The sequence below is a fragment of the Sinorhizobium sp. KGO-5 genome (genome assembly GCF_036245905.1).
Taxonomy (GTDB): Bacteria; Pseudomonadota; Alphaproteobacteria; order Rhizobiales; family Rhizobiaceae; genus Sinorhizobium; species Sinorhizobium meliloti_A.
On record NZ_BDIZ01000005.1, the window covers coordinates 288,454 to 312,939 of the forward strand.

Here is a 24,486-nt window from a genome sequence, read left to right on the forward strand (position 1 = left end):
AGAGATGCGACATATGAGCCAGTTAGAGATGCGACGTCGTCGCCTCTCGGGATGCTGGTCAAACGTCAACGTTTGGAAGGAAGACTGGCGACGTGAAGCGTGGTTGAGACCATGAGCGTTCGGAGTCGTCATGTCTTGTTTGATCACCATGTCGCAGAAGGAATTGCATCGTCTTGAACTCATACAGCGGATTCGCGGTGGCAGCCTGACCGTCGTCGAGGCGGCCGCGTTGCTTCGTCTCAGCCGCAGTCAGGTCCACCGGCTGTTGCAGGCCTATGACCTGGACGGCGCCGACGGTCTCGTCTCGAAGAAGCGCGGCCGTCCGAGCAACCGGCGTCATAGCGAGGATTTCCGCAACCTGGTGCTCGATCTGGTGCGTGAGCATTACGGGGATTTTGGACCAACGTTGGCCGCCGAGAAGCTGCTGGAATGCCACCGGATTGCCGTCAGCAAGGAGACGCTGCGTCAGTGGATGATGGAAGTCGGCATCTGGGTGTCGCGACGCGAGCGCAAGAAGCGGATCTTCCAGCCGCGCGGCCGGCGCGATTGTTTCGGCGAACTCGTTCAGATCGACGGCTCGCTTCATTGGTGGTTCGAAGGCCGCGGCCCCAAATGCGCCCTGCTCGTCTATATCGACGATGCCACCGGCAAGCTGTTGCACTTACGCTTCGCCGGATCGGAGAACACCTTCGACTATCTGCACGCGACGAAGGCCTACCTGCAGCAATGGGGCAAGCCGATCGCCTTCTATAGCGACAAGCATGGCGTCTTCCGCACCACCCATGCTTCCAAGAAGGACAGAACCAGTGGCCTGACGCAGTTCGGGCGAGCCCTTTATGAACTCAACATCGACATCATCTGCGCCAACACCCCGCAGGCCAAGGGACGCGTCGAGCGCGCCAACCAGACGCTGCAGGATCGCCTCGTCAAGGAACTGCGGCTGCGCGGCATCGACACGATCGCGGCGGCGAATGCCTATGCGCCGGAGTTCATGGCCGACTTCAATCGCCGCTTTGGCAAGGCGCCGCGCAATCCGAAGGACATGCATCGGCCGTTTGCCGCGCATGAGAACCTCGATGGCGCGATGTGCCGCAAGGAGATCCGCAAGCTGTCGCAGTCGCTGACGCTGCGCTATGACAAGGTGATGTTCATCCTCGATCCGACCGACCTCGCCACGGCGCTGGCCGGCAAGAAGGTCATTGTCTGCGACTATCCCGACGGTCGCCTCGAGGTCACCCAGGAGGGGACGTCCCTGCCCTACAGAACCTTCGACACGCTGCGCTCGGTGCACCGCTGCGAGGTGGTTGAGAACAAGCGCCTTGATGACATGCTGGCGGTGGTGGCCGAGATGCAGGCCGGACGAGAGCAACAGCGCAGCAAGGGCGGGCCGCGCCGCACCGGCCAGACGGACCATATGTTCGGCATTCGCGACGGCAGCCAGAGCAATGGCTATCAAAAGCGCGGCACGAAGCCTGGCCGGAAGACGGATTTTACCAAGGATCCGGTGGTCATCGCCAAGCGCCAGCAAGCCCTTGCACGGCTGAAAGCGGCGGAGTGATGGGGATGTCAAAGCTAAAGTTTATCTTGCAGCTGGAGCCATCCGCCGCCGACCGGGCTGCGCAACCCTGACCAGCTCCACCCGGCCGGCGGCTTGCGTCTCCGTACTTTTTAAATATAGCAACTTGCAAATGCAGTAGTAATGGATAGGATGTTGTCGCGTTTCTAAGTTGACTACTTTGTCTCATCTTTAAATAGCTGTGACAATGCATGTAGCCGGGGTACATTCTATTTTCAAGTGCGACATGGCAATAAAAACAATGGCTTGCCTCTTGCAGATCTTTGCATGTGTCTCAAGAGACAGTGATCTCGGCTTCCGTATCGGATTCCAACTTTAAACAGGCTGTCCATAGAGGTGTTTTGTAATAGGTACCGTCCTGCAGAAAATCTAGCCCTTCGCGCTCTTCCTGCAGCAATCCCAGCCAGCACAGGGGCCGAACAATGTCGTAGCGGAACTCCCCTCTGATCGTCGTAGCTTGGATAATCATTTCTGCTTGCGCCAGCGAGTACGACTCGCTCGGGTATAACTCGCTCACCAGGTCGTCCAGCGAACAGCCCTTTCTCGCCTTGATATTGATAAGATTGAGAAAGACGTGCCACCACCGCATCCGCACGCGCACATCGTCCCGTGTCTGCCCGTAGTCGATATAGGCATAAAGATAGTCCGTCGCGATCTGATCGAAGAAGGTGTGGGGTCTTGCAAGAAAATCCCGACCGCGTTTGGTGGGAAACAATCGGTCTTTTTTTCGCCGCACAAGCCTTAGGTGCTTGAGCATGTCGTGGACCACCGAAAGCGGCGGCATGTCAGCTTCGTTCAGAACCTTGTTGACGCTGTATAGATCCTCCGGAGTGTTGCCGGGCCAATCGAAGTGAACAGCGGCCCAGTGCACAAACTTACGGTTCATCGCACCGGACGCAGTCAGACCGATGCCGCCTTCGGTCTCGGCATAGGAGATGGCCATGACCATGCCGCGAACCAGTGGCGACATGGCCACTACGTCCACGTCCGCAACGAGCTTAATTTCCGGAAGCATTGCGCGCGCTCCTGGCGAATCCGGTCGCTTGAATTTATCCGGAACGATCTCCCAAGAGCGCGGAGATTGAAACCCCGAAAAGCTAAGCAAAGGAAAGAAAGCCCCTCACCCGGCCCGGCTCTTGCAACCCGGACCAGCCCGTCACATTCTACCCGATAGACATGCGACAAGCCGCACCTCTCGGGGTGCCGGACAACGTCAACGCTGAACCGCTTGATTTAAAGGAGACACGGTATGGACCGATTCACAGGCGGTTGCCTGTGCGGCAACTTGCGATTTGTGGCGTCGGGACGACCATACCGAGTCGGTCTCTGCCATTGTCTCGACTGCCGCAAGCATCACGGGGCCCTTTTTCACGCGTCCGCAATTTTCCCTGAGGATTCTGTGACGGTCGATGGCGAGACACGCGATTACGCCGGTCGGCATTTCTGTCCCCGTTGCGGCTCGATCGTCTTCGCACGCACCGGAGACGAAATCGAGGTGAACCTGGGATCCCTGGATGCCCCGGATCAATTGATGCCAACCTACGAAAGCTGGACCGTCCGTCGCGAATCCTGGCTGCCGCCGTTTCCCCTCAAGAGACGATACGAGCGGGATCGCGATGAAACGAGTCGCTTCGAGGATTAGGCCCCGCGAACGGACGATGGATGCGCGTCACTCCGGCAGGCCCGCCTTGCGGTAGCCGTCAACGAAATGCGCAAGCGTCACAGGGTCGCGGAACGGCTCCGTACTCGCCCAGTGTCGCGTTGTAAAATGCGGGTTGGCGACGAGGAACAGCTCGACCTCGGCGCGCGCCTCGTCGAGCCGGCCCAGTTGGGCAAGGCTTGCCGCCAGGAAACGTCGCGAGCTGGTGCGATACGTCTCGTCCCTTCGCAGTGTCTCGACGGCGGCTTCGTATTCGCCGGCGGCATATTGGGCCTGGCCGAGCGTCAGATAGTACCAGCTTGCCGGAAACGGGTTCAGCCGGAACGCCTTGCGGATGTGCTCAAGGCCCTCCTCCACCCGCCCGGCCAAGACCGCTATGTCGGATAAAGTCGCCCAGGTATCGGCCTCATTCGGGTCGAGCTCGATCGCCTTGGCGAATTCCGCATCCGCCTCGGCGAAGCTGCGCTCATATGCAAGCAGGTTGGCCAGCACCCAATGGCAGCCGGCATCGTTCGGATCGATCGCCACGGCTTTGCGTGCCAGTTCCAAAGCAATGCTACGGTTCGGCTCGACCGGTTCGCCCCAATGCACCCATCTCATCCAGTGGTTCATGGCAAGCCAGCGATTGGCCTCGGCATATTCCGGATCAAGCGAAATCGCGCGCGTGAGCATCAGATGCGCTTCCCGCGCCGTCTGAGGCGAATCATCGATCAGCTTGCGCGCCCGCACGCAGAGATCGTAGGCCTCGAGATTCTTGGGGCGATTGCGCGGCGGCTGTGGGCGCAGCCGGCCGAGCAACGCCTCCACGATCTTGCCGGTGACCTCGTCCTGAACTGCAAAGATATCTTCGAGGCTGCGGTCGAAGCGTTCCGCCCATAGATGATTGCCGCTCACCGCATCGACCAGCTGTGCGTTGATGCGCACGCGCCCTGCGGCGCGTCGTGCGCTACCCTCCAGCAGATACCGCACGCCAAGGTCCGCAGCGATCTCGCGCACGTCCCTCGCCTTTCCTTTGAAGGCGAAGGCCGAGTTGCGCGCGATGACGAAGAGGCCGGAGATCCTGGACAGGTCGGTGATCAGGTCTTCGGTCAACCCATCCGCGAAGGAATCCTGCTCCGGATCGCTGCTGAAATTAACGAAAGGCAACACGGCGATCGATGGTTCGTTGGGCAGTGCCAGTGGATTTCGCTTCGCGCCACCGACCTGTTCGACAGGGCCCGTGAAGCGGTAGCCGACCCGCGGAACCGTGGCGATCCATTCTCCGCCGTCGGGGGGCGCACCAAGCATTTTCCGCAGCTGCGCGATCTGGACGGTGAGGTTGCCTTCCTCGACCGCCCTGCCCGGCCACGCCGCATCCATCAACTCGGCTTTTCCCAGGATTTCGCCCGGCCGTCCGGCGAGCGCCTCAAGCAGCTTCAGCCCGCGATAGCCGATGGCGACGGGATCATCGTTCCGGACGAGCGTTCCCGCACCCGGATCAAGGACGAACGGACCAAAGACGATGCGCGATCGCTGCATAGGCGCATCTATAGTGCGTTTGGAAGTTTTTGAGAACTTTTTGGAGGAGCTTAATTACGACGCTTTTCGCATAACGCAGAATTCGTCCTCCCCAGGTCGAGGGCTCTGCCCCTCAAGCCGTATGGAGGTTGCAATGAACGATATCCCCTCCGTTATGACGGAAATGCCGCGTCGCCGCCTCGCGACCCTTCGAAGCATTATCGCGACGTGGGAGGAGCGGAAGCGCTTTCGCTGCGAACTTGAGCAAAAGTTGAAGGACGATCCGCATTTGATCTGCGATATCGGTCTGACGAAGCTTGAAGCCGAGGCGGAGATCGCCAAGCCCTTCTGGCAAGTATAGGCGTAGTCTGCATGACCACTGAAAGCACGACATTATCGCTCCACGAGCGGATCCCATGGGCCGCCATGGCCGGCATCATCGCGACCGTCACGGTGTTCGCCGTGGCACAGGGGCTTACCTATCCCCTGCTCAGCTTCATCCTGGAGCGGCAGGGGACGACGCCCGGCCTGATCGGCTTGTCCGCGGCGATGACCCCGCTGGGTTTCATCGTATCCGCCCTCTTCATACCGGCATTGGCGCGGCGCATTGGCGGGGCGCGGCTTGCCATCCTGTGTTCGGGCCTGGCCGCGCTCACGCTGATCGCAATCGGCTGGTCGCGGGAGGTCTGGATCTGGATGCCGCTGCGCTTCCTGCTCGGCTTCTTCGCCAATCCGCTTTACGTCATCAGCGAGACCTGGCTGCTCTCGATCACGCCCGCGCGGCGGCGCGGCCGCATCATGGGCCTTTATTCGTCGATCGTCTCGGGCGGCTTCGCCATCGGCCCGCTCTCGCTCGGTCTTGTCGGCACGCAAGGGTGGCCGCCCTTCATGGTCGGCATCGTCGCCTTCCTTCTCTGCGGGCTGATCGTGCTTGCGGTCGTGCCGCACCTGCCGAAGATGCCACATGAAGGCGAAGCGACATCGGTCGGAGGCTTTTTCGCACTGGCGCCGCTCCTCTTGTTCGCGGTTTTCGCCGCCGCCGCCTTGGAGCAGACCCTGCTTTCCCTGTTCGCGGTCTATGGCGCGGCGCTCGGCAGCACAGAAGGGCGCATCGCCTCGCTCATCACCTGTTTCATCGCAGGCAATGCCGTGCTGCAGATATTGCTCGGGCGGGTGGCCGAACGGTTCGGGTCGCTGCGGACGATGATGCTCTGCGCCTTGGCTTCACTGGGTGGCTGCCTGCTGCTGCCGGCGATCTTCGAATCATGGCTCATCTGGCCGCTCTTTTTCGTCTGGGGCGGAGCCTCGTTCGGAATCTACACAATGTCGCTGATCCAGCTCGGCGAACGTTTCACCGGCCAGGCCCTGATCGCCGGCAACGCGGCCTTCGCCTTCGTATGGGGCATCGGCGGCATCGTGGGCTCGCCCGCGACCGGACTGGCGATGCAACTGATCGGACATCAGGGGCTGCCATCGTCCCTTGGCCTGCTTTGCTTCGTGCTGGCCATGTTTCTCGTGGCAGAGAGACGGCGGATCTGACCGGGAATTGCGTCGTGCCGCGGTCCAACACGTTGAAACTATGCACTTCCGGACGGAATGCCGCTATCCCGGAAGTGCTCTAATGCGCCGTAAAAGCACCGTCGACCGGATGATAGCTGCCGGTGATGAAGCTCGCCTGTTCCGACAGCAGGAAACAGACGAGAGCGGCAACTTCCTCCGGTTTTCCCCGCCGGCCGAGCGGCTGCAGCGCTTCCAGGCGCCGTGTCTTCGCCAATTCCGAATGTCCCGACAGAAGCGGCGTTTCGATCCAGCCGGGGCCGACCGCGTTGACGCGAATCCCCATTCTTGCATATTCGATCCCGGCAGCTTTGGTGAGCCCCACCACCCCGTGCTTGGCGGCGGTGTAGGCAGACGCGGTGGGCAAGGCGACCGCGCCGAGAATCGAGGACATATTGACGATGGCGCCTCCGCCCTTTCCGAGCATGGCGGCGATCTGGTATTTCATACAGTAGAAGACGCCGTTCAGGTTGACTTCTATCAGCCTGCGCCAATCTTCGAGCGGGTAGTCCGCGGTCGCTTTGCGCGGCCCCTCTATGCCTGCATTGTTGACCGCCAGATGCAATCCGCCGCATTCCTGCACGGCGAAGGCGACCATTTGCTCCACCGCCCCCGCGTCGGTGACGTCGACGGTGAAATCTCGCGCCCTACCCCCGGCTGAGCGAATCTCGGCGGCGACGCTTCGCGCCGCTTCGGTGTCGCGGTCTGCGACGATCACTTCCGCACCCTCGCCGCCAAGTTGCCTGGAAATGGCGGCGCCGATGCCGGAACCCGCGCCGGTCACGATTGCGATTTTTCCTTCCAGGCCGAGTTTCATCGTGCCGCTCCTTGTGTCCGCTGCTTCCCCGAACCAGTCGATCAGACGCCGGTTCCGGTCGCAAGAGGTTTCATCCTTGCGGTCGTAACCGTTGCAAGGCTTGGCCGACACGCGCTTGGGTGTTAAACACGAAATCGTAGGGACTCACAATTTACTCAGCAGGTGAGAATGGAGAACGATCGCATTACGCGCCGGGTACTCGTGCTGGGTAGCCTGGCTCTATTGGCCTCCGGTTGCAGTTCGTTGCGACCAGCCGACAGCCCGCAAACGGCCAGGACCCGTATAGACCCACGATACCGCAGGCAGGAGGTCGCCTATTATGGCGGCGAAGCGCCCGGAACGATCGTTGTCAATACGGGAGAACGCTATCTCTATTATGTTCAAGGTGGCGGTTCGGCGATTCGCTACGGGATCGGCGTAGGTGAGGAAGGCCGCACTCTCAAAGGCCGGGCGAAAATCGGCCGCAAGGCGGAGTGGCCCTCCTGGACGCCGACTGCAAACATGATTCGCCGCAAGCCGCATCTGGCACAATATGCCGGCGGAGTGAGCGGCGGGTTGCATAACCCGCTTGGGGCCGCGGCCCTCTACCTTTACCAGGGCGGAAACGACACTATGTTCCGGCTGCACGGGACGAACGAGCCCTGGACGATCGGGCAGGCCGTATCGAGCGGGTGCATTCGCTTGACGAACGACGACATCGTCGATCTCTACAGCCGTACCCCGGTGGGTACGACCGTGCTGATCGTTTGATGGCGTTTTCCGTTACATTTCGGTATAAATGACTAAGCCCCGTGTGTTCCGACGCGGTTGATAACCCGGTAACCATAAAGCGGTTATCAACTGTGTCCTTTCTGCACTAGGCCCCGGCGCAAATCGCCACTATTACTTGAAGTGTTGCCTTCGATAACCCATTCCGACTATTGAGGAAAGGACTACTTGATGAGCCGAATTCTAGTTGTGATGATTGCGTTGCTTTCCGTTGCCGGCCTCACCGCGTGTGATACGATCGGCAAAGGTAAGGGTAAGGCCCCGCCGCCTGCTGCCGTCGATACGGTAGAGCCGGCGCCGGTATACAAGTAACAGTGACTTTGCGCCGTGGGAGAGCTCAACGAGCGCTCTCCCACGGCGCGTTATTCAGGGTTAGACCGGCTGTGAGACTGACGGCATAGTACGTGTCAAGAACTCCAGCAAGCCGGCCCGAGGTCTGGATTGTCAGAACTCGGAAGACAATCTAAGTGGTGTGATGACGCTTGCACGAGGCCGCATATCCTTTGTGATCTTGGTCGCACTGGCAGCAGCAGCATGCCAGACACAAGACAAAAATCCCGAACCGCGCTACGTTTCCAGCAGCCTGAATGCGCCGGCGAAACTTGAATCTCAAGCGCGAGAGCAGGGTTATTTCATCGAATTTCGCTCCCGCTACGCGCTGAGCTATGGCCACACCTACGTCATCTACGGGCGCACGAACAAGTCTGGCGCGGTCGTTCAGCGTCAGGTTGCCGGCCTTGCACCGGCCACGCTCGATCCGACGCCGTATGTCCTCGGCCATTTTGTGCCCGTTCCCGCCGAAACCGGCGCGAGCGACGGTGACCTCGAGGAAGAATACCGCTCGGCAAGCTGGCGCGTCATGCTGACGGAGGCGGAATACAAGAAGGTCGTGGCTTTCATCGACAAACTGAAAGCCAGGTCGAAGGTCTGGCACGCGTCGCTCTACAACTGCAACGCCTTCGTGGCCGAAATCGCCCGCTCCATGGGCTATAAGACGCCCGGCATCTGGCTTCGACCGCAGGAATTCATTACAAGGCTTCGGGAGATGAACGGAGGTTGAGAGGCGACGGGCACAGAGCTCGCGATCCAGCCGTCACCGTTCGACATAGAATCACGCTGCGAAGCATCGGCTGAAGAAGGTTCCCGCCCGATCGTTGACGCCAGGCGCATGCTAAGGATTTGGGGAACTAGACATGTCGGTATCCTCCATCGGCGAGATCGCCTGGGTGCTCGGAATCGTTGCCTGGTACTTCATTCGCCGCCCCTATGAACGCCGGGCCAAGCGCGTGCGAGTCGTCAGCCATCGCCGCTCAACCTCCGAGATGCTGGGGCTGGCGGCAGCCCTGCTCGGCCTCGCGATCATTCCCGCTTTTTATGTCGCAACCGGCATCCCGGAAGGAGCCGACCACCCTGCCCGGCTCTGGGCCGTCGTGGTCGGTGCCGCTATTTTCTGTCTGGCCATGTGGGTCTTTCGCAGAACCCACAAGGAACTCGGGCGCAACTGGTCGATCACGCTCGAGATTCGCGACAAGCACGAACTGATTCGCCGCGGTCCTTACGCCCTAGTCCGCCATCCCATGTATACTTCGTTCCTGCTGATGGGCGTCGGCCAGGCGTTTCTTCTGCCGAACTGGGTCGCAGGGCTGGCGGGTCTTGCCGGTTTCGCGGTCCTCTTTCTTCTGAGGGTGGACAAGGAGGAACGCATGATGATGGAAATGTTCGGCTCTGAGTATCGCGACTACATGGCGGACACCAAGCGGATCATTCCGTACATTTACTAGAGGTGCATGATGCGAGGCCGAGCCCTCAAGCTTTCAGCGTCTCGGCGCCTGGTCGGGGATCTCATGCGATTTTCGATGAAGGTGCCGCGGGTGAGCGTGCAGCGGCGGATGAATCTCGGGCCGTTGCTCAAGGCCAGAACATCGCTTGAAAGCAGGCCATCCTGGACGGCGCTCTTCCTCAAAGGATACGCCCTTCTCGCGCAGGAGACGCCCGAGTTGCGGCGCGCTTACGTCAAGTTTCCCAGACCGCAGCTCTACGAGTATCCGGGAAGCATCGCTTCCATCGCGCATGAAAGGGAGTACGAGGGCGAACGAGTCGTGCTTCTGACGACGATCAAGAATCCGGAGCGCCGTTCGATCACGGAGCTGGGCTCCTTGATGCAGACGGCGCGAACCAGCCCCGTGCTGGAGGTCAAGGAATTCCGGCGCGCCTTGAAGATCGCCCGCCTCCCCGGCCCTGTCAGATGGCTTCTAATGTGGCTCGGTTTGAATATCGGCCGGCAAAGGGCGCGCCGTTTCGGTACATTTCAGCTGTCGGTCTATTCGGGCCTCGGCGCAGAATCGCTCAACCCTCTCACGCCTTTGACCTCACTTCTGAATTACGGCCCGATCGACAAGGATGGCTCGGTCACGGTGCGTATCCACTATGACCACCGGGTCATGGACGGCGCCAACGTCGCGCGCGCCCTCGAGCGGTTCGAGAGGATATTGAACGGCGAAATCACCGCCGAGCTGGAGGGGCTTGCATTTGGGCGCGACGTGACCGCTGCGGCAGGTTCCGGGGCAGCGCGATGACTTCGGGCGGTCAAAGTCGTCCGGCCGTAGTCGTCGTCGGTGCATCGCGGGGAATCGGCAAGGCAATCGCCGAAGTGGCCGCGAGGGATGGCACGCCGGTCGTAATGGTAGCGCGTTCGGCCGAATCACTGGCGGCCGCCGCCGACGGTATCCGGAAGGCCGGAGGCGAGGCGTTCACGGTCCCGCTGGATTTCCTGGCTGATGACGCGACGCTCGGTCTCGAGAACTTCCTGTCCGCAAACGGCCTGTTCTGCGACGTACTCGTCAACAGTGCCGGTTATGGATTGCGCGGAGGGGCGACGGTCCTGCCGCTCGGTGAACAGCTCGGCCTCGTCGACCTCAACATCCGCGCCCTTACCGAACTCACCCTGCGTTTCCTGCCGGCAATGGTCGCGCGCGGACGCGGCGGCGTCATCAATCTCGGTTCGGTCGCAAGCTTCACGCCGGGTCCGTATATGGCGCTCTACTATGCCAGCAAAGGTTTCGTCCGCTCCTTTTCGGAAGCGCTGCATCAGGAACTGCGTCGCACCGGCGTGACCGTCACATGCGTGGCGCCGGGCCCGGTATCGACGGAATTTCTGGCAACCTCCGGCGCCAATCGCGTCGCGCTGTTCAAGATCCTGCCCAAGCTCGAGTCGGGCTATGTCGCTGAAAAGGCCTGGCGCGGCTTCAAAGCGGGCCGCCGCCTTGTCATACCCGGCATTGCGTCCAAGCTGACGATCCTGTTGGCGACAGTGGTCCCGTCGGCGATCATGCTGCCCCTGATCGGCCGATTGCAGCGCAGGAGCAAAGATCCGTGCCCCTGCGGATCCGGAAAAAGTTTCACCTCGTGCTGCGGTGCCCGCGGCAATTCGCTCGGAATCACCACGCAGAGTCGATAGCGAAGTATTCGCGGAACGGCGAGCGACCATGAAACACCGGCCTCTCCGATGAGGTCGAGCCTCTACGATCGATGAATAAACAATTAAATGGCGTCCATATCTCCTTGATAATCAAGCGACATCGTCGAAGCCCCTTCTATAGCGTTTCACTGTGCCATTGAAACAGTGAGACGTTATAGCTCTCTGAAACTACGCGCTTTCGGGCAGAGAACCGCCACACCTTTCTTGCAAGTGCTCTAACAAAGGCCAGTTTAGATTCGGGATTCCCGCAGCGGTTTGTTTTGTTTGATCTCCTCATTCCTGTGCTTGTCACAGGAATCCAGTCAGACCAAGTCCTTGGGCTGAAAGAACGCTTCCCGCGCCGCAGACGCGGCGCTGCTGGATCCCTGTGGCGAGCACAGGGATGAGGGTAGAGAGGGTGCGGTCCCTCGGCGCGTTTCATAAACCGTGACGATAGTAAGGCGGCGCGGAAGCTCCCGCCCGTATACAGCGTCCCGCTTCGCTTCGATGTAGTGGCCGCATATCTCGGTCCCTCATTCCTGTGCTTGTCACAGGAATCCAGCCAGACCAAGTCCTTGGGCTGAAAGAACGCTTCCCGCGCCGCAGACGCGGCGCTGCTGGATCTCTGTGACAAGCACAGAGATGAGGGTAGAGAAGGTGCGGTCCTTCGGCGCGTTTCATAAACCGTGAAGATAGCGAGGCGACACGACAGGTCCCGGGTCACGCCCGTATACAGCGTCCCGCTTCGCTTCGATGTAGTGGCCGCATATCTCGGTCCCTCATTCCTGTGCTTGTCACAGGAATCCAGCCAGACCAAGTCCTTGGGCTGAAAGAACGCTTCCCGCGCCGCAGACGCGGCGCTGCTGGATCTCTGTGACAAGCACAGAGATGAGGGTCGAGAGGGTGCGGTCCTTCGGCGCGTTTCATAAACCGTGACGAAACTATGGCGGCGCGGAAGCTCCCGCCCGTATACAGTGTCCCGCTTCGCTTCGATGTAGTGGCCGCACATCTCGGTCCCTCATTCCTGTGCTTGTCACAGGAATCCAGCCAGACCAAGTCCTTGGGCTGAAAGAGCGTTTCCCGCGCCGCAGACGCGGCGCTGCTCTCATCTCTGTGACAAGCACAGAGATGGCGAAGGAGGAGAGGTTGCATTGAAGCAAGCACGTCCGGCCGGAAAGCTGCTACGACGCCATCGACTGATTTCCAGATCCGGCCAGGCTCCCATGGACGGCCGGGCGGCCTTTCCCGGACACGGGAAGAACCAGAGCATCCGATCCTGGAAGACCGGATGCTCTGGTCGTGGCTTCAGCACCTCCGAGGAGCGCCGGCTTCGTGACGTTGTCAGTCCTTGCTGTAGTCGGCGCCGTACCACTTGGTCGTCAGTTTTCCGAGTGTGCCGTCGGCCTTCATCGCTTTGATGATTTCACCGATTTTGGCAGTCCATTCCGGGTCGCCTTTATCGGCAATGACGACCGCGGGCGACCGAAAGGGATAGACATCCTCGAGGATACGGACGGGATAGTCGTTTCTGACTGCATTTTTTGCGGTCTGCTCGGGGGCGATGACCGCGTCCAACCGAACACCGTTGCCAAGACGCAGGTCGTCGAAGGGCATCATGGAATCGGGAAACGTGCGCACCTCGCCCGGTTCGAGTTTGTATTGAACCGGCGGCAAGCCCGGCGCATCGATCTCCAGGCGACGGTTGATGAAGTCTTCGGACGCCGTGCCTGTCTCGACGCCGATAACCTTGCCATTCAGATCTTCTTCCGAATGAATGCCGCTTTCGGCATGAACGACGTAGACGTAAGGGCTGTAATAGTAGATTCCGGCGAAATCGATGACCTCTGCGCGCGCCTTGGTCGGTGCGACGGAACCGACCCCGAGATCGAAACGGCCCTGCCAGTGCCCCCCGGTCATGGTTGCCCATTCCGGAGTTTCGAAACGCACGTTCACGCCCAACCGGTTGCCGATTTCTTTGGCGACATCAATGTCAAAGCCGACAAGGACATTGTTTTTCATCGAGGAACCCCTGCGGCGGCCAGCCGACATTGGTGGCGACGACCATCTCTTTTTTCTCGTTGACGCGATCAAGCGTAGGGCCTGCCACTGCCGAACTGCAAAATATAAACAGAGACGCCGATGCTATAGCAGCAATTCTTTTCATGTTTTCTCCTACCCCCCGTTGAACGGTCAACAACTCCTTGGACGTTTTTTGCTGGGATAGTTCTACAAACGGACGCAGCCCGCAAACCCATTTATTAGAATTGTGCTATCGGAATTTCCGATTCCACCTTCCAAAATCGGTTCTGATAGCTTCGGGTTGTCGAAATGAAACCAGCACCGCCGGAGGGTCCAGTTCGTTTCTGTCGGTGGAAGGCCGTCGGCGACGGCGTCGTTCAGGGGAGCCAAACTTTCGAGCGCGCAGATCGCAGTTACCGGCGGGCCGCGCGAAGATCACACCGGTGGCAGATCGCCGCGCTGCCAGCCTTCCATGGTCTCCGCCATGAAATCGGTATAGCGCCCTTCTTCGATCGCCTTGCGGATGCCGGCCATCAACTCCTGATAATAGGCCAGATTGCTCCAGCTGAGCAGCATGCCGCCGAGCGATTCGTTTGAACGGATCAGGTGGTGCAGGTAGGCGCGCGAATAGTCGCGAGTCGCCGGACAGGAAGACTGTTCGTCGAGCGGGCGAATGTCTTCCGCATGTCGGGCATTGCGCAGATTGATGCGGCCGTAGCGCGTGAAGGCAAGCCCATGGCGTCCGGAGCGGGTCGGCATGACGCAGTCGAACATGTCGATCCCATGCGCGACCGACTTCAGGATATCGTCCGGCGTTCCGACGCCCATCAGATAGCGCGGCTTGTCGGCCGGCAGGACGGGGCAGGTCACGTCGAGCATGCCGAGCATGACCTCCTGCGGCTCACCAACGGCCAGCCCCCCGACGGCATAGCCCTTGAGGTCCAGATCCCGGAGGGCCAGGGCCGAGCGTTCGCGCAGCCTGGGAATGTCGCCGCCCTGTACGATGCCGAACATCGCCCTCCCCGGCTGATCGCCGAAGGCGACCTTGCAGCGCTCTGCCCAGCGCAGCGACATTTCCATCGCGCGCTCGATCTCGTCCGGTTCCGCCGGCAGCGCCACGCATTCGTCGAGCTGCATCTGAATGTCACTGCCGAGCAGGCCCTGGATCTCGATCGAACGTTCGGGCGACATATGATAGAGCGCGCCGTCGACATGGCTCTTGAAGGTAACGCCCTGTTCGTTGAGCTTGCGCAGGCTTGACAGCGACATGACCTGGAAGCCGCCGCTGTCGGTCAGGATCGGCCGCTCCCAGCGGATGAACTTGTGTAGTCCGCCAAGCCTGGCAACCCGTTCGGCACCCGGGCGCAGCATCAGGTGATAGGTGTTGCCCAGAATGATATCGGCGCCCAGATCGCGCACCTGGTCGAGATACATCGCCTTGACCGTGCCGACGGTTCCGACCGGCATGAAGGCAGGCGTACGGATCGTCCCGCGAGGGGTCACCACTTCGCCACGGCGCGCATTGCCGTCGTTGGCAAGCAGTTTGAATTGAAACGCTTCGGTCATCTAATCTTTCCGGAAGAGCAGGCTCGAATCGCCATAGGAATAGAATCGGTACCCCGTTGCGATCGCATGCGCATAGGCGGCGTGCATCGTCTCGAGCCCCGCAAAGGCCGAGACGAGCATGAACAGGGTCGATTTCGGCAGGTGGAAATTGGTCATCAGCATATCGACCGCGCGGAAGCGATAACCCGGCGTTATGAAAATCCCGGTTGCGCCCGACCAGGGACGGATGCTTCCGTCTTCGGCGGCTGCGCTCTCGATCAGCCGAAGCGATGTCGTGCCGACACAGACGATGCGGCCGCCGCGTTCACGCACGGCATTGAGCTTCGCAGCGGTCACCGGATCGACGTGACCGATTTCCTCGTGCATCACGTGGTCGGCGGTATCGTCTGCCTTGACCGGGAGGAAGGTTCCCGCACCTACATGCAGCGTGACGAAATACCGTTCGATCCCAGCCTCGTCCAGGCTGGCGAAAAGCCGGTCGGTAAAGTGCAGCCCTGCAGTCGGCGCGGCTACCGCCCCTTCCTCGCGCGCATAGACCGTCTGGTAGTCGGTCCGGTCCCGTGCATCGTCGGCACGCTTGGATGCGATGTAAGGCGGCAGGGGAATGTGTCCGACGGCCATGATCGCCTCATCGAGCGAGGGGCCCGAGAGATCGAAGCGAAGCGTCACCTCGCCGGCATCGCCTTTCTCCTCGACCACGGCCTCCAGCGATCCGAGCAGGCAGGCATTGCCGCCATGACCGAAGCTGATCCGGTCACCCGGCTTCAATCTGCGGGCCGGACGGGCGAAAGCTTTCCAGCGACTGGGCGCAACCCGCATATGCAGCGTCAGCGACACGGGCGTGCTTATGTCCTCACCCCGGTAGCGTACGCCTTCGAGCTGCGCCGGTATGACCTTGGTGTCGTTGAAAACCAGCGCATCGCCCGGCCGCAGGAATGACGGCAGATCGAGGACGCCGCGATCTTCGAGAACCGGTTCGCCGTCGGGGCGAACGATGAGCATGCGGGCGCTGTCGCGTGGGCTTGCGGGCCTCAGCGCAATCGAATTTTCCGGCAGGTCGAAATCGAACAGGTCTACGCGCATCTATGGTATCAATTAAAAGCAAACCCGCCCCGGCGGCTCGCGCGCGATCGGGGCGGGCAGGTCAGTGCGCTACAGCGCCGCGCGTCTGACAAGACGCGCGAAGATCGCCGCAGCACGTCGAACCGCTGCATGTTCCGTCCTTGGATCGATGACGATCCAAGGCAACATGCAGTAGCGCAGATCAGGCGTCGGCGGCAACCCGCATCGAAACGATGGTATCCGGATCGCGGACCGGTTCGCCGCGCTTGATGTTGTCGATATTCTCCATTCCTTCGACGACCTGGCCCCAGACCGAATACTGCTTGTTGAGCCAGGGAGCGTCGGTGAAGCAGATGAAGAACTGGGAATTGGCCGAGTTCGGCATCTGGCTGCGCGCCATGGAGCACGTTCCGCGCACATGTGAAACGTCGGAGAATTCGGCCTTCAGATCCGGCTTCGAGGAACCGCCCATGCCCGCGCGGGACGGGTTGAATTGCTCGCCGCCGGTCTTGCCATATTGCACGTCACCGGTCTGGGCCATGAAATCCTCGATCACGCGGTGAAAGACCACCCCGTCATAGGCGCCTTCACGCGTCAGTTCCTTGATGCGGGCGACATGGCCCGGAGCCACGTCCGGCCGCAGCTCGATCACCACCCTGCCCTTTGTGGTTTCCATGATGATCGTATTTTCCGGATCCTTGATCTCGGCCATGATTCTTCTCCTTCTGTTTCAGTCTTACCTGCCGACCTTAACGCTGATCATGCGATCTGGATCGGCGACGGCACCATTATTGGCGTCATCGCCGAGTTTGATCTTGTCGACATTCTCCATGCCTTCGACCACCTTGCCGACGACCGTGTATTGGCCGTTGAGGAAATCGCCCGGTGCGAACATGATGAAGAACTGCGAGTTGGCACTGTTTGGATCCTGGGCGCGGGCCATACCGACCGTGCCGCGCTCGAAGGGAACGTCGGAGAACTCGGCCGGAAGGTTGGGCTTGGACGAGCCGCCGGTTCCAGCGCGATCGGGCTGGTAGCCGTCCTTCACGTCGCCGAACTCGACGTCGCCGGTCTGGGCCATGAAGCCCTTGATGACGCGATGAAAGGCGACATTGTCATATTCGCCCGCCGCGGCCAGTTCCTTGATCTGCTGGACGTGCTTCGGGGCGATATCCGGACGCAGTTCGATGACCACCGGACCATCCTTGAGCTGAACCGTCAGAATGTTTTCGCCGGACTGCGCCAGCGCACCTCCCGTGAAGGTTGCGAGCGCCAAGGCTCCGGCAAAAGCGAATTGGAGAATCTTCATTGGGACTCCTTGCGTGATGTAAAGCTTTATTTGCGCTTTGCCTGCAGCGCCTGGTGAACCGCCCCAGGGACGAAAGCGCTGACGTCACCGCCCATAGCCGCGATCTGCCGAACCAATGTGGCCGTAATGGGCCGCGAGGCGGTACCTGCCGGCAGGAACAGGGTCTGAATGTCAGGGGCCATCTGCCGGTTCATGCCCGCCATCTGCATCTCGTAGTCCAGGTCCGTTCCATCGCGGAGCCCCCGGACCAGCAGCCTTGCGCCGTGCTTGCGGGCGGCATCGACCACGAGATTGTCGAAAGAGACGACGGAGATGTCGGCTGCCCTCTCCGGCAGCGTCTCCTCAAGCGCGGCCCGGATGAGATCCGCCCTTTCGTCGAAAGTGAAAAGCGGCGCCTTACCGGGATGAACTCCGATCGCGACGATGACCTTGGCTGCGACGTTCAATGCCTGGACGAGTACATCGAGATGCCCGTTGGTGATCGGATCGAAGGAGCCGGGATAGAAAGCCGTGGTCATCGCGCCTGTTTCCGTTTGGTGAAGCCTTTTGTCACGGACGGCCGCGGACCGCAAGGGTTGTACGATCCTTGCTTCCTGTTCCCCCGGAAACAGCGTCGGCAAAATGGTGAATGCTAGATGAACGCAACGTTCAAGAGGGTTTCACACCGCAAGTCTTAGTGTGGAGCCAAGTCGACGGGAACTTTTTTCAGTACCTGCCGTTTAAAACCACGAAAGGAGACGGCCATGGGACTTGCTCTATTTTCGATGGCGATGTTCTTCGCGATGGTCGTTGCGACGATCCATGCGCTGCGAGACGAGGACCGTGACCGCGCGACCGTGCTGTTGCCGCTGGCCGATAGACGCAGGCGCAAATGACGAATTCTAATATCGTGGCTCGCCACAGTTGAAACCAATGCCTCCAGGAAACTTCTCGCCGGAAGTTTCACAAGCGATCCCATTCTTCCCCTGATGCGATCGCTACTACAAGCCGGACGGTCTCCCCTGCCCGTCCGGCTTTTTCTTTGCGCACATGCCCTGCCTTTCTGGCTGGATACCTGTGACAAGCACAGGAATGAGGAAATCAAACAAGACGCCGCGGGTATCCGATCTCGACAGGCCTTAGCCGGCCGGGGCCACGCTCACCCTGCGGAGGAGACGGAAGAAGCGCCAGTTGAGCAACAGCGCCGCAGACGCAAGACCGAGGACGAAGCCGAACCAGACGCCGACGCCGCCGAAACCCAGCGGAAAGGCAAAAGCCCAGGCGCAGAAAAAGCCGATCGGCCAATAGGCGATCATCGCCAGGATCATCGGTATGGTCGTGTCCTTGAGGCCGCGCAGCATGCCGGCGGCAATGGCCTGCAGGCCGTCGACGAGCTGGAAGGCACCGGCGATGACGATCAGTGGTCCTGCAAAGGCGAGAACCTCGGCTGCATCGGGCCGCCTCGTATCGAGGTAGAGGCCGGCAAGCTCGTGCGGAAACAGGGCGAAAATCGTGCTGCCGACGGCAGCAAAGCCGACGCCGAGCGTCAGCACGGCAATTGCGGCACGCTTCACGCCTACCATGTCGCCGCTGCCATAGGCCAATCCTATGCGAACCGTTCCGGCCTGCGCCAGCCCAAGCGGGATCATGAAAGCGATGGACGCGAACTGGAGTGCTATGCCGTGGGCCGCCAGCTCGATGGTTCCGATCGTGCCCATGAGCAGCGAAGCCACGGTAAACAGGCTGACTTCCGCGAGAATCGTCACGGAGATCGGAATGCCGAGATAGACCACCTCTCCGAAAGCCGGCCAATCCGGCCGCCAGAAGCGGACGAACAGCTCGTAGCGATGCAGTTCCGGCTGCCGGCGGATATAGCCTATCGTCAGGGCCGCACCGAGCAGCGCCACGCCGAGAGCGGCGACGGCCGCTCCGAAGATGCCCAGCTCCGGAAAACCGAAATGGCCGAAAATTAGAACATAGCAAAGCGCGGCATTGAGAACCAAGGTCACGAGCGTCACGTAGAGGATCACCCCTGCCCGCTCGAGCCCGCTCAAGAATGCCCTGAGGACCATGAAAATGAGGCTGGGGAAGATCGCCCATTGCGCGATATGCAGATATTCTCCCGCAAGCGCAGCGACTTCGGGTTTCTGCCCGGCAAAGAGAAGGATCGGCTCGGCCATCCAGAGGACCGGCGCAGTCAGCACGCCGTAAAGCAGCACCACCCACATGCCCATGCGTACCGAGCGCCGGACGGAGACCTGATCGCCCCGGCCCTGCGCCTGAGCAACCATGGGGACCACCGCATTGGCAAATCCGCTGCCGAATATGAAGACCGTGAAGAAGACCTGCGTCGCGAGGATGATCGACGCCAGCTGGGTGGCGCCCAGCTGGCCGACCATGAGCACGTCCGTCGTATTGATTGCCAACTGGGCCAGCTGGGCGCCGATAAACGGCACGCCAAGATAGAGGCTCGCGCGAAAATGCGTGGGCCATGAATTGTCGCTCTGCGCAAGCACGAAGTCTTTGGTCGCGGTCAGCATGAGGAATCCTGGCTCTGCACCGGCAATGGGCAAAGGGAAAAATGAAGAAGAGAGAACGAATTAGAGCACCACCAGGGCTTGCGCCAGCGGTAAAGGCCGAACTGCTCGATTTTTCATCGATCGATCAAGAATATTGATCAATCTGGAGGCAGGGAAGCCACGGACCGCTATGCCTCCGTCACGCTCGGAACGGCATCCCGGATGACATTTCCCCGGCCGGCGCGGACCTTGGCAAGGAAAATCACCAGCGCGGCGACGATCAAACAGCCTGCCAGGGCATAGGGGGCGCCGGAAAAGCGATAGGCGGCTGCAGGGTCGGTGAAGAAGGCGAAAATTTGCGTGAACATCAGAGGCCCGAGGATCGTGGTGATGCTGGATATGCTGGTGAGCGCACCTTGCAGCTCGCCCTGTGCCGAAGGCGGGACATGGACGGAGGCTATGCTGCGGAGCGGTGGGTCGGCGAGGCTTTCGAGCGCCGTCGCGACGATCACCGCATAGACCATCCAGCCTTCCCAGGCAGTCGCATAGCCGGCCATCCCGAGGGCTGTGAAAGTGAGCCCGAGTGCTGCGGTTCGCCTTTCTCCCAGTGCGGGCACGACGCGGGGGAGCACCAGCGCCATCACGATTGCGCCGCCGACACCGAAGATCCCCAGCGAAAGTCCGATCTGCCCTTCGCTCCACCCGTAGCGATAGGAAGCAACGAAGGACCAGACGGCCGGGTAGACGGCGTGAGCCAGCCAGTAGAGGAAGAAGACGAGGCCTACCCAGCCGATCCCCGGATAATGCCGCATCTGCTTGAGCGCGCCGAGCGGATTGGCCCGATGCCATTCGAAGCGGCGCCGGTTGGCCGGGGCGAGCGTTTCCGGCAGGAGAAAGACCCCCATGATGAAATTGACGAAGGAGAGCGCTGCAGCACCATAAAAGGGCACTCTCGGGCCCAATTCGCCAAGGAAGCCTCCGATGACCGGGCCGAGCGCAAAACCGGTGCCGAAGGCAATGCCGATCAGCCCGAAATTCTTGGCGCGGTTCTCATCGTCGCTGACATCGGCAATGTAGGCGGATGCGGTGCCGAAGCTCGCGCCGCTGATGCCGGCAAGGCTGCGTCCGATGAAGAGCATCCAATAACTGGTCGCAAGCGCACAGATCAGGTTGTCGATAGCGAATGTCAGCACGGAGGCGAGCAGGACCGGCCGACGCCCGAATCGATCGCTCAGATTCCCGATTAGCGGTGCGAAGAGAAATTGCATCGCCGAATAGACGAGCAACAACCACCCGCCGTCGATGGCGGCCTCGCCGACATCCGCGCCCGTCAGCTCCTCCAGATAGGTCGGCAACACCGGCACGATGATTGCGATGCCCATGATGTCGAGGAAGAGAATGAGGAAGACGAGGAACAGGCCGCGTCTCACGAATTTCTTGTCGAGCATGAAGCTCCCTCCCCGCTTTCCGCCGGAGCGGAGACAGAACGTGAACGACGTTACCAGATTAGGTGTAACGGCTTGCCTGATCCGAAACAATACGTGAACATGTCAAAGTTTAAGATGGTACCGATCGGTTGTGCTGATAGCTCGTATAGCCTCCGCGTGCATCATTGCCCCGCATGCCGCTGCTCCGACTTCAGGAAGTCCACGAAGGCGCGCACGGGCGCCGGCAGGTGCCGGCGACCGGCATAGTAAAGGAACGGCCCGGGAAAGCTGGTCTCCCATGCTGCGAGGATGCGAACCAGTCTCCCGGCCTCGATCTGCGGCATCAGGAACTCCTCGAAGGTACGTATCACCCCCAGGCCGTCGACGGCCGCGCCGAGCTCGAGGTCGACCGAATTGGCGAGCACTGCCGGCGGCGGCGCAATATTCATCGCCATTTCTCCCTCGCCAAATTCCCACGGCAGCGAAACGCCGTTCTGGAATCGGTGGCGGATGGTCGCGTGGTCGAGAAGATCGCGCGGATGTTGCGGTTCGCCGTGACGGGCGAGATAGTCCGGAGCGGCCGCGGTGATGTAGCGCTGCACGCGCGGACCGATGGGAATTGCGATCATGTCCTTCTCGACGCGTTCCTCGTAGCGCACGCCGGCATCGAAGCCGGCGGCAAGCACATCGATGAAGCCATCCTCGGCGGTGACCTCCAAGGTGATCGCCGGATGCGCTTTCATGAATCGGCCGACGAGCGGCGGCAGGATGACCCTTGCGACGATGGTCGGAACGTTCAACCGCAATGTACCTGCCGGACTGCCGCGCTCGCTCGCCACCTGATCGAGCGCTCCGGCAATCTCCCCGAGCGCCGGCGACAGCCGCTCGAGCAAGCGCTTGCCCGCTTCCGTCGGCGTGACGCTGCGCGTCGTGCGGTTGAGCAATCTGACGCCGAGTCTCGCCTCCAGCCGTCGCAGGGCTTCGCTGAGCGCCGAAGCGGAAACGCCGCGCTTGCGGGCGGCCGTACGAAAGCTGCGCTCGCGTGCAACCGCGGCAAAGGCGTCGAGATCGGCAAGCGGCAGATCATGCATTGTACAAAATTCAGAACAAGTCGTTTGGCTTGTGGGTGATTATCGCACACTGCCATCCGAAGTAAACATTGCATCGACGCAAGCGGCCGCGGGACGGCTCATCAAAGGAGAAACGAGATGCATATGGTTTCGCTCGGGAATTCCGGTCCGAAGGTCTCGGCAATCGGGCTTGGCTGCATGGGAATGTCGGGCATGTACGGTCCGTCCGATCGCGCGGAAAGCATCGCCACCATTCATGCGGCCCTCGATGCGGGCATCACCCTGCTCGACACCGGCGACTTTTACGGCATGGGGCACAACGAGATCCTGATCGGCGAGGCGCTCAAGGGACGCAATCGAGACCAGGTGCAGTTGAGCGTCAAGTTCGGCGCATTGCGGGATCCGGCCGGCGCATGGCTCGGTTACGATGCACGACCGAACGCTGTACGCAACTTTCTCGCCTATACGCTGCAGCGCCTCGGCGTCGAATATATCGACGTCTATCGCCCCTCCCGTCTCGATCCGAACGTGCCCATAGAGGAGACGATCGGTGCCATTGCCGACATGGTAAAGGCAGGCTATGTGCGCCATATCGGTCTCTCCGAAGTCGGCCCGGACACGATAAGGCGCGCGGCAGCCGTTCACCCGATCTCAGACCTCCAGATCGAATATTCGCTGGTTTCGCGCGGCATCGAGGACGAGATCCTGCCGGTCTGCCGCGAACTCGGCATCGCCGTCACGGCCTACGGTGTGCTGTCGCGCGGGCTGATCAGCGGCCACTGGCAGAAAGATGCCGCAAAGGGCGGCGACTTTCGAGCGATGAGCCCCCGGTTTCAGGAAGGAAATGTCGAGCGAAACCTCGCCTTGGTCGAGGCGCTCAGACGCATCGCCGAGGCCAAAGGCGTTACCGTCGCCCAGATCGCCATCGCCTGGGTCGCCGCTCAAGGTCATGATATCGTGCCGCTCGTCGGTGCGCGCCGGCGGGACCGTCTCGCCGAAGCACTCGGCGCGCAGGCGGTCCGACTGGACGCTGACGACATGTCTGCGATCGAAAGCGCCGTGCCGAAAGGCGCCGCCGCCGGTGCGCGTTATCCGGAAGCACAGCTCGTGCACATGGACAGCGAGCGGCAGAGATGACGAAGGAACGCCGGACCGGGCAGCCCGGTCCGGCGTTGTGATCAGATAGCGCCGGAGAACGTGTCGCAATCCGACATCTTGCCGCTGTCGAAGCCCCGCTGGAACCACCGCATCCGCTGCTCGGACGTGCCGTGATTGAAACTTTCCGGGACGACATAGCCCTGCATGCGCTTCTGCAGCGTGTCGTCGCCGATCTGGGTCGCAGCGTTCAGCGCCTCCTCCAGATCGCCACGCTCCAGCAGCCCCTTCTGCTCGGTGTACTTGCCCCAGATTCCGGCGAAGCAGTCCGCCTGCAGTTCGACCCGGACCGACATCTGGTTCGCCTCGGCCTCGCTCATGCGTTGCCGCATTTCATTGAATTTTGGCAATACGCCGATCAGGTTCTGGACATGATGGCCGACTTCATGCGCCAGCACATAAGCCTGGGCAAAGTCGCCGGAGGCCTCGAACTTCTGGGCCAGCTCGTCGAAGAAGCTCATATCGAGATAGACTTTTCGGTCGCCGGGGCAATAGAAAGGACCCGAGGCGGACGAGGCAAAGCCGCAGGCCGAGCGGACCGAGCCGCTGAACAGCACCAGCCTCGGTTCTTCATATTGCTCGCCGCTTGCCTGGAAGATGCCGTTCCAGGTGTCCTCCGTCTCGGCAAGAACCGTGGCCATGAAGGCCTTCATCTCTTCTTCCTCGGCCGTGCCCTGCGGCGCCCCCGAACCGTCGCTCTGCTCGAAGCCCGGCATGTTCGCCGGGCCCCCACCCTCGAGCACCTGGAGCATGTCGATGCCCATCGCCTTCAGGACGAAATAGAGAATGACGAGGAAGATGAGCGTGCCGAAGCTCATGCCGCCGCCGGCGCGACGCATTCCGCCGCCACCACCCGGCAGGCGGAATCCACCGCCACGACCGAAAGGACCGCCTCCCCGGGGGCCGGCCCCGCGTTGATCCTCGATGTTTCCGGACTGGCGGCGGCCCTTCCATTCCATGATCTGTCCTCCAGAAGGCGTCGCCTCTACTTTAGCGCGCTGAGTGATTTTATAAGCCGGGGCGGCAATCCTTGTAAAACGCAATCGCC

At 61.0% G+C, this 24,486-nt stretch carries 24 protein-coding genes and 1 pseudogene; 12 read left to right on the forward strand and 13 right to left on the reverse strand.

The window, feature by feature from the left end:
- The first annotated feature begins 130 nt into the window (after positions 1 to 130).
- Entirely contained in the window at positions 131 to 1,558 is a 1,428-nt protein-coding gene (locus BHD07_RS22025) for an ISNCY family transposase (protein ID WP_338283079.1), read from the forward strand.
- A gap of 292 nt (positions 1,559 to 1,850) precedes the next feature.
- On the opposite strand, the gene BHD07_RS22030 is transcribed toward BHD07_RS22025, so the two are convergent.
- Positions 1,851 to 2,591, reverse strand: a complete 741-nt coding sequence (locus BHD07_RS22030; RefSeq protein ID WP_338283080.1) for a hypothetical protein — start codon at positions 2,589 to 2,591, stop codon at positions 1,851 to 1,853.
- Between the two features lie 234 nt (positions 2,592 to 2,825).
- On the opposite strand from BHD07_RS22030, the gene BHD07_RS22035 reads away from it, so the two are divergent.
- Positions 2,826 to 3,218 (forward strand): GFA family protein, encoded by a 393-nt coding sequence (locus BHD07_RS22035; RefSeq protein WP_275597963.1) that lies wholly within the window; start codon positions 2,826 to 2,828, stop codon positions 3,216 to 3,218.
- A 27-nt stretch (positions 3,219 to 3,245) separates the two neighbouring features.
- Here BHD07_RS22035 and BHD07_RS22040 read toward each other — a convergent pair whose 3' ends face one another.
- On the reverse strand, positions 3,246 to 4,754 hold the full coding sequence (locus BHD07_RS22040) for a winged helix-turn-helix domain-containing tetratricopeptide repeat protein (RefSeq protein ID WP_338283081.1): 1,509 nt from the start codon (positions 4,752 to 4,754) through the stop codon (positions 3,246 to 3,248).
- A 133-nt stretch (positions 4,755 to 4,887) separates the two neighbouring features.
- Here BHD07_RS22040 and BHD07_RS22045 point away from each other — a divergent pair, with 133 nt between their 5' ends.
- Together BHD07_RS22045 and BHD07_RS22050 are read left to right on the forward strand one after the other, a co-directional pair.
- Positions 4,888 to 5,094 (forward strand): DUF1127 domain-containing protein, encoded by a 207-nt coding sequence (locus BHD07_RS22045; RefSeq protein WP_275597965.1) that lies wholly within the window; start codon positions 4,888 to 4,890, stop codon positions 5,092 to 5,094.
- Positions 5,095 to 5,105: 11 nt separating this feature from the next.
- Complete coding sequence (locus BHD07_RS22050) at positions 5,106 to 6,272, forward strand: MFS transporter (protein ID WP_275597966.1); 1,167 nt, start codon at positions 5,106 to 5,108, stop codon at positions 6,270 to 6,272.
- A 79-nt stretch (positions 6,273 to 6,351) separates the two neighbouring features.
- On the opposite strand, the gene BHD07_RS22055 is transcribed toward BHD07_RS22050, so the two are convergent.
- Complete coding sequence (locus tag BHD07_RS22055) at positions 6,352 to 7,107, reverse strand: SDR family NAD(P)-dependent oxidoreductase (RefSeq protein WP_275597967.1); 756 nt, start codon at positions 7,105 to 7,107, stop codon at positions 6,352 to 6,354.
- A gap of 168 nt (positions 7,108 to 7,275) precedes the next feature.
- Here BHD07_RS22055 and BHD07_RS22060 point away from each other — a divergent pair, with 168 nt between their 5' ends.
- The 6 genes from BHD07_RS22060 to BHD07_RS22085 all read left to right on the forward strand — a co-directional run bounded on the left by BHD07_RS22060 (position 7,276) and on the right by BHD07_RS22085 (position 11,332).
- Positions 7,276 to 7,857, forward strand: a complete 582-nt coding sequence (locus BHD07_RS22060) for a L,D-transpeptidase (protein ID WP_100673983.1) — start codon at positions 7,276 to 7,278, stop codon at positions 7,855 to 7,857.
- 189 nt (positions 7,858 to 8,046) lie between these two features.
- Entirely contained in the window at positions 8,047 to 8,187 is a 141-nt protein-coding gene (locus BHD07_RS22065) for a hypothetical protein (protein ID WP_003529619.1), read from the forward strand.
- Between the two features lie 163 nt (positions 8,188 to 8,350).
- Positions 8,351 to 8,935 (forward strand): hypothetical protein, encoded by a 585-nt coding sequence (locus tag BHD07_RS22070; protein WP_100673984.1) that lies wholly within the window; start codon positions 8,351 to 8,353, stop codon positions 8,933 to 8,935.
- A gap of 133 nt (positions 8,936 to 9,068) precedes the next feature.
- Complete coding sequence (locus BHD07_RS22075; protein WP_018097672.1) at positions 9,069 to 9,656, forward strand: protein-S-isoprenylcysteine O-methyltransferase; 588 nt, start codon at positions 9,069 to 9,071, stop codon at positions 9,654 to 9,656.
- Positions 9,657 to 9,665: 9 nt separating this feature from the next.
- On the forward strand, positions 9,666 to 10,451 hold the full coding sequence (locus BHD07_RS22080) for a hypothetical protein (protein WP_026168888.1): 786 nt from the start codon (positions 9,666 to 9,668) through the stop codon (positions 10,449 to 10,451).
- Positions 10,448 to 11,332 carry an SDR family NAD(P)-dependent oxidoreductase gene (locus BHD07_RS22085; RefSeq protein WP_338283082.1) on the forward strand — a complete coding sequence of 295 codons (885 nt, stop codon included), beginning with the start codon at positions 10,448 to 10,450 and terminating at the stop codon, positions 11,330 to 11,332. The genes BHD07_RS22080 and BHD07_RS22085 overlap by 4 nt, the downstream gene beginning before the upstream one ends.
- Before the next feature lie 1,341 nt (positions 11,333 to 12,673).
- Here BHD07_RS22085 and BHD07_RS22090 read toward each other — a convergent pair.
- From BHD07_RS22090 to coaD, 6 genes and pseudogenes are all read right to left on the reverse strand, one after another.
- A pseudogene (locus BHD07_RS22090) lies at positions 12,674 to 13,496 on the reverse strand (transporter substrate-binding domain-containing protein).
- A gap of 290 nt (positions 13,497 to 13,786) precedes the next feature.
- Entirely contained in the window at positions 13,787 to 14,917 is a 1,131-nt protein-coding gene (gene tgt / locus BHD07_RS22095) for a tRNA guanosine(34) transglycosylase Tgt (RefSeq protein ID WP_275597970.1), read from the reverse strand.
- Entirely contained in the window at positions 14,918 to 16,000 is a 1,083-nt protein-coding gene (gene queA, locus BHD07_RS22100; protein ID WP_100673989.1) for a tRNA preQ1(34) S-adenosylmethionine ribosyltransferase-isomerase QueA, read from the reverse strand.
- Between the two features lie 181 nt (positions 16,001 to 16,181).
- Positions 16,182 to 16,691, reverse strand: coding sequence for a peptidylprolyl isomerase (locus BHD07_RS22105; protein ID WP_003529604.1), 510 nt, complete (start codon positions 16,689 to 16,691; stop codon positions 16,182 to 16,184).
- 24 nt (positions 16,692 to 16,715) lie between these two features.
- A complete protein-coding gene (locus BHD07_RS22110; protein ID WP_018097677.1) occupies positions 16,716 to 17,288 on the reverse strand; it encodes a peptidylprolyl isomerase in 573 nt (190 codons plus the stop codon).
- A gap of 26 nt (positions 17,289 to 17,314) precedes the next feature.
- Positions 17,315 to 17,806 (reverse strand): pantetheine-phosphate adenylyltransferase, encoded by a 492-nt coding sequence (gene coaD, locus BHD07_RS22115; protein WP_018097678.1) that lies wholly within the window; start codon positions 17,804 to 17,806, stop codon positions 17,315 to 17,317.
- Positions 17,807 to 18,031: 225 nt separating this feature from the next.
- Between coaD and BHD07_RS22120 the strand changes: the two genes are divergently transcribed.
- Entirely contained in the window at positions 18,032 to 18,163 is a 132-nt protein-coding gene (locus BHD07_RS22120; RefSeq protein ID WP_003529597.1) for a hypothetical protein, read from the forward strand.
- A gap of 243 nt (positions 18,164 to 18,406) precedes the next feature.
- On the opposite strand, the gene BHD07_RS22125 is transcribed toward BHD07_RS22120, so the two are convergent.
- The 3 genes from BHD07_RS22125 to BHD07_RS22135 form a co-directional block, all read right to left on the reverse strand.
- Positions 18,407 to 19,807: an MATE family efflux transporter gene (locus tag BHD07_RS22125; RefSeq protein WP_100673991.1), complete on the reverse strand. Its 1,401-nt coding sequence runs from the start codon at positions 19,805 to 19,807 to the stop codon at positions 18,407 to 18,409.
- A gap of 167 nt (positions 19,808 to 19,974) precedes the next feature.
- Positions 19,975 to 21,234, reverse strand: a complete 1,260-nt coding sequence (locus BHD07_RS22130; RefSeq protein ID WP_324763367.1) for a TCR/Tet family MFS transporter — start codon at positions 21,232 to 21,234, stop codon at positions 19,975 to 19,977.
- A 161-nt stretch (positions 21,235 to 21,395) separates the two neighbouring features.
- On the reverse strand, positions 21,396 to 22,304 hold the full coding sequence (locus tag BHD07_RS22135; protein ID WP_324763366.1) for a LysR family transcriptional regulator: 909 nt from the start codon (positions 22,302 to 22,304) through the stop codon (positions 21,396 to 21,398).
- A 117-nt stretch (positions 22,305 to 22,421) separates the two neighbouring features.
- Here BHD07_RS22135 and BHD07_RS22140 point away from each other — a divergent pair, with 117 nt between their 5' ends.
- Entirely contained in the window at positions 22,422 to 23,420 is a 999-nt protein-coding gene (locus BHD07_RS22140) for an aldo/keto reductase (protein WP_338283084.1), read from the forward strand.
- Between the two features lie 41 nt (positions 23,421 to 23,461).
- Here BHD07_RS22140 and ypfJ read toward each other — a convergent pair whose 3' ends face one another.
- Positions 23,462 to 24,397, reverse strand: coding sequence for a KPN_02809 family neutral zinc metallopeptidase (gene ypfJ / locus BHD07_RS22145; protein ID WP_018097684.1), 936 nt, complete (start codon positions 24,395 to 24,397; stop codon positions 23,462 to 23,464).
- Between the last annotated feature and the right edge of the window lie 89 nt (positions 24,398 to 24,486).